The 4782-nt window shown below is 56.3% G+C and carries 4 protein-coding genes; all 4 read right to left on the bottom strand.

From position 1 onward, the window contains the following. Positions 1–36: 36 nt before the first annotated feature. The 4 genes from Q2B33_RS23280 to terS are packed head-to-tail and all read right to left on the bottom strand — an operon-like array spanning position 37 to position 4667. Positions 37–1074, bottom strand: coding sequence for a minor capsid protein (locus Q2B33_RS23280; RefSeq protein ID WP_300573633.1), 1038 nt, complete (start codon positions 1072–1074; stop codon positions 37–39). After that, positions 1064–2464, bottom strand: a complete 1401-nt coding sequence (locus Q2B33_RS23285) for a phage portal protein (protein WP_300573630.1) — start codon at positions 2462–2464, stop codon at positions 1064–1066. Before Q2B33_RS23285 ends, Q2B33_RS23280 begins: the two co-directional genes overlap by 11 nt. Before the next feature lie 18 nt (positions 2465–2482). Then, a complete protein-coding gene (locus Q2B33_RS23290) occupies positions 2483–3895 on the bottom strand; it encodes a PBSX family phage terminase large subunit (RefSeq protein WP_300573627.1) in 1413 nt (470 codons plus the stop codon). Beyond that, a complete protein-coding gene (gene terS / locus Q2B33_RS23295) occupies positions 3885–4667 on the bottom strand; it encodes a phage terminase small subunit (RefSeq protein WP_300573624.1) in 783 nt (260 codons plus the stop codon). The genes Q2B33_RS23290 and terS overlap by 11 nt, the downstream gene beginning before the upstream one ends. Positions 4668–4782: the final 115 nt, after the last annotated feature.

A 4782-nucleotide genomic window follows, 5' to 3' on the forward strand; every position in this document is an offset into this window, starting at 1 on the left:
CCACAGTCAATATCTGTGAGGTTTTTTCTTTATCGGCTAGGCCGTGAATTGTAACTCCCACTCTCGATACGTCATATCGGCGGGAACATAGTAAGTCTTCCCTGTCTCCTGGTTTCGGGCAGCCCGTTCCCCAATCTTATCGAATTCATCCCCGAAAGCGGGGACTGTAGTCGTCCGGCACCATACATGGAACGGTGGTGCCGTGGAGCCTGATTTGTACTCCGACATAGGGAACACCTTTCCGTCCATCTCCCGGCAGATTTCAGAAGTGGACGAATCCAATGTCGCCACTATCTCATACTGCTCCACCCCCAGTTCCCGGAAGCTGTCCTTCCGGGCCTCCGAGCCGAAGAAGGCGGACTCCGTCATGATGAGCCGCCCCGCCTGGTTCCTCGACGTCCGCATGGCCTTGGCAAGGGAATCGATTGCCCTGTCGGGAGACTGGCCAAGGATGCACATCTGCGTCAGCGAGGTGTGCACGTTCTCAATAAGCTGCTGCTTGCTGCTCCATATGCGCTCCGAAAAGTTCTTCCCGTCCGCCGCCCATGGCTTCCTGATAATCTTTTCAAGCCTGTCGGAATCGATTCCTGACAGGTTCCATCCAACGCCCATGCCTCTCTGTATCTCATAGGCGGTCTTATAGAACCCCTCTTCATACAGGGACTTCATGTGGCGGTCTACGCTGTCCAGATAGTTCCCGTACAGCTTTTCCGCCTCCTGCTGCACCTGTATCCGGAGCTGCTCCAGCCGGCTGATATGAACCCTGGCCGATGCGTTCTCCAGCTGCTTCATCCACTGCTGGCCGTATGCGTTCTCCTCACCGTGTCGGATGTAGTCATCCACGTCCCAGCGGAACTCCTCCAGCTCCTTGCTGTTCAGGAGCCTCCTGGCCTCTGCCATGGACACTCCATTGTTCGCCATCAGCCGCCCATACCATGCGTCAATCTTCCTGCCGATTTCCGCTTCTGCCCTGCGCATCTGCCGCTGAATCTCTTCGGCCAGCCTTTCCGATGCATCATGCTGGGACGCTTCGAGCTGCCTGAACCTCTCCGCCCAGTACCTTTCATTCTTCATCGTCTCCTACGCCGCCCCCGCCTCCTTCATCGCCCTTCCTGGCATTGCCGAAAGCCTCCCCATACTGCTCCGCCTTCTCCTGGTCCTCCTTCTCCTCGGCCGCCAGCTGCTTCAGCTCCTCTTCCACGTCCTCCACCAGCGGATGGCTCGCCAGTATCGTCTTCCTTGACACGATGCCTACGCTCTGCTGGCATATCTGGGCCAGCTCCGTGTCGTTCTTGATGGACGTCCGCGTCCACACTTGGACGATCTTGTCGCACCGCAGGCCGTGGAAGCGGCAGATGGCCCTGACCAGCTTCGCGAATCCAGTCTCAAATTCGGTCTGCATCAGGCCCGTCTTCATCTCCAGCATGGCGTACATGAACTTCAGGGCCACTCCGCTCTGGTTGCCGAAGTTCTCCGGCTGCGGGTCGAACCCCTGGCCCTGCTCGAATATCGCCTTCCTGGTGGCTTCCAATACTGCGTTCCGGGCCTCCACCGGAATCTCTATGCTCAGCGTCCTCGCATCGGAATTATCATCGGCATCCAGCTTGATGGTCTTGTATTTCTTCAGGTCCTGCAGGAACCCGTTAAGCTGCTGCCCACCATACCCCACCAGGATGAATATCAGCTCCTGGATGTCGTCCAGGTCATTGACGAAGCCGCTGAAGACTTTGTCATAGACGTCAATCAGCGGCTTGATATTCACCAGGTCATCCGTATCGATGTTGTTGTTTCGGAAAGGGATGAACGGCACCTCCCCCATGTCATGCCGATACTGTGATGTCATGTCACCCGTTGCCGGATCCATGAACATATCGTAGTAGAGCAGGCCCTCATCCACCGTATCCCCTATCCTGCGGCGGAATGCCTGGCACTCCGCCTCCGTCCAATACTCATATACCATATAGGTATCACCGCTTGCCTCGTCCGTGTCCGCATATGCACGGAAGACTCCCAGCAGCTTCCTTTTCAGCTTCCTGGACATCACGGGGATGACCTCCTTGCTGTCTACGACAGACCACTCGAAGCCATTGTCGCCCCGCCAATAGTGTACCCATGCGATGCCGCAGTTGGCCGCGTTCACGCACAGCTCCATGCAGCCCTTTTTGTATCCGTCCCCCAGGGCGTCCATGACCCTCTGGTTCGCCTCCCTGCCGCCGATGTTGAAGAGCGGCGGTGCTGTAAAGGCATATGAGGCCTTCTGGTTGACGATCAGGCCGTGGAAGTTATGGGGGATTCGGTTATCGGCGTTCCTCATCGGGTTCCCCTCCCCATCCTCCTTTTTCTGCTGCAGGAAGATGTCCGTCCTGTTGCGATAGTAGCGCTCCGCCGTCTCGCATCTTTTGGCAAAGCCTACATGCCCAGGCTCGTATCTCTTTATCAGCTTCTTCATCACTTCCAGTTCCATTGTACAAATCGCCTCCCTCTATTTCAGGATGGACATCCCATTCGGATTCCGGATGACCGTATATGCGAAATATCTCAAAGCATCCATGCAGTGGTCGGACTTCTTGACCGGCTTGTCCTCGCCGCGCTCCGCTGCCTTTGCGTCCCATGTATATGACGCGAACTCCTTAATCGTATTCTCGCAGCAACTGCATACCGCAATCTTGTTCAGTGTCAGGAGCGATGCGACATATCTGATGCCGTCTGTCACGTCGTTCTTCGCCTTCCTGATGCTGTACCCTCTCCCCTTCAGCTCCGCGATGAAGGAGGCCGCTGACGGGTCCACCACTATTTTTTCCGGGTGTATCCCACCCAGCCACTCCTTCATGTCATCCGCAAACATGCTGTCCGTCTTCTGGCTCTGCTCGTCCCGCCCGCTGTAGTAATATTCCCGGATGCATGTCCATTTCCCTTTCGCATCCTTCACCCAGAGCAGGAAGACCGTGGCATTCTGTGTACCATAGTCACAGGACACGAAGTATTCCGGCTCATCCGGCAGGGCCACATCCGTAAGGTCCACCACATGCCGGCCCGCATCGAACATGTCATAGATGATGCCCTCAGCCATCTCCCACAGGCCGAGGATGTACCGCTTGAAGAACACGCCGGAATATACGGAGCGGTACCTGGCCTTGATCTCTTCCGACAGGCTCAGGTTGTCGTCCATAGTGAAATGGACATACAGCAGCTTCTTCAGGTCGGGATCCTTCCCTTCCCGCAGAGCCTTTTCCCGGAGGAGCGCTGTCTTTTTCTTACCCAGGTATCCAGTGGCCTTGTCAATCCAGTTTACCTTGAACCAGTGGTAGGGGCCATCCGGATTGCAGTTGAACCAATACTTGGAGCCTGTGACGGAGCAGCGGCCCGTGGCCTGGTTGACGAACGACTCCGGCATCAGCGCCACCTCGTCGCAGAACACGCCCGCCAGGGTGATGCCCTGTATCAGGTCCTGGCTGCGCTCGTCCTTGCCGCCGAAGATGTAGAAATAGTTCGTCACATCGCCCCGGCTTATCTCCACCAGGTTGTCGGCTCTATGGTCCATCACCCTGTAGCCACGGCTGCGGAGCATCAGCTTCAGCCAGAAGAGCACGTTCCTGCGGAAGGAGCCGATGGTCTTGCCGCACATGGCGAAGTTCTGGCCGCTGAAGCAGCTCATCGCCCAGAACACGAATGACAGGGACATGCATACCGTCTTCCCGGAACGGATGGCTCCGTCCGCTATGATGCCGTCATAGCCCTTCACGGGGCTGTCCGGCATCCACCATGTCAGTATCTGCTTCTGCTTTTCGGAGAACGGCTTGAACCTGAAGAACTGCATCCGGTTAAGGCCCTGCCGTTTCTGTTTTAGACGCTGCACCTTCTGCTTCAGGCTCGCGATGCGTTCCTTAATCCCCATCGGTATCTCCCCACAGGGCACCAGCTTCTGCGTTCAGCGCGTCCAGGAACCCGTCGTCAGCCGGCTCTGTATCCTGACCGCCCAGCTTGGTGGACATCATTTCCAGCTTGAGCAGCTCGATTTCCAGCCTTGCGTCATCGAACCCGAATCGGTGCAGGGAGTCGATGGCTTTCTGCTTCCTGGCCTGCACGCGGGTAAGAGCCTCCTCAATAGCCTGTATCTGGCCAAGCTTCCCCTGGTACTCTTTCAGGTCGGTCTCCTTGTCCTTGTCGATGCCGGACTGGCGCTTGACGATGGTCATGCCCGGGCCAGGCTCCCCATCCTTTTCGGACTCCGCTGTCATCCTGACATCCTCTATCCGCTGCAGCATCCGCTTCTCCCTTACGGTGAGCAACTGTATTTCATGGAGCAGCAGACTCTCCTTGTCCGTGGGCATCGCCCCTATGAGGCACTTCTCTTCCGGTTCCAGGGTATGAAAAAAGAGAGCCTCGAACTCCCCCGTCTTTAATGCGTTCTTGTTTCCGGGCGGCCCTGTCCCGCCATGGCCGGCTGCATTCCGGTTCTCCGGCTGCGCCCCTTTGGTTCTGGTTGCAACCTTTTTCTTTTTCGGTTGCAACTTTTTTTCGCTCTGGTTGCAACCCTCCTTTTTCCAGTACCTTGCCGCCCATGACTTCACTGCCGAAAGGCTGACGCCATACTTTTCAGCGATGTCCTTGTATTTCATTCCTTTTTTGTAGTCCTTGAAGGCCTGGTTCCTTATCTCTTCACCCAACCATCACCACCTCTCATTCGTTTCGTTTTGGGAAAATAGGAAAGGCAGCCCCTCCGGACCGCCTTTCCTTTCGCTTCTCGATGATACCATAATATCACACTTTGGACTGACATTC

It is taken from the genome of uncultured Acetatifactor sp., assembly GCF_948601915.1.
Taxonomy (GTDB): Bacteria; Bacillota; Clostridia; order Lachnospirales; family Lachnospiraceae; genus Acetatifactor.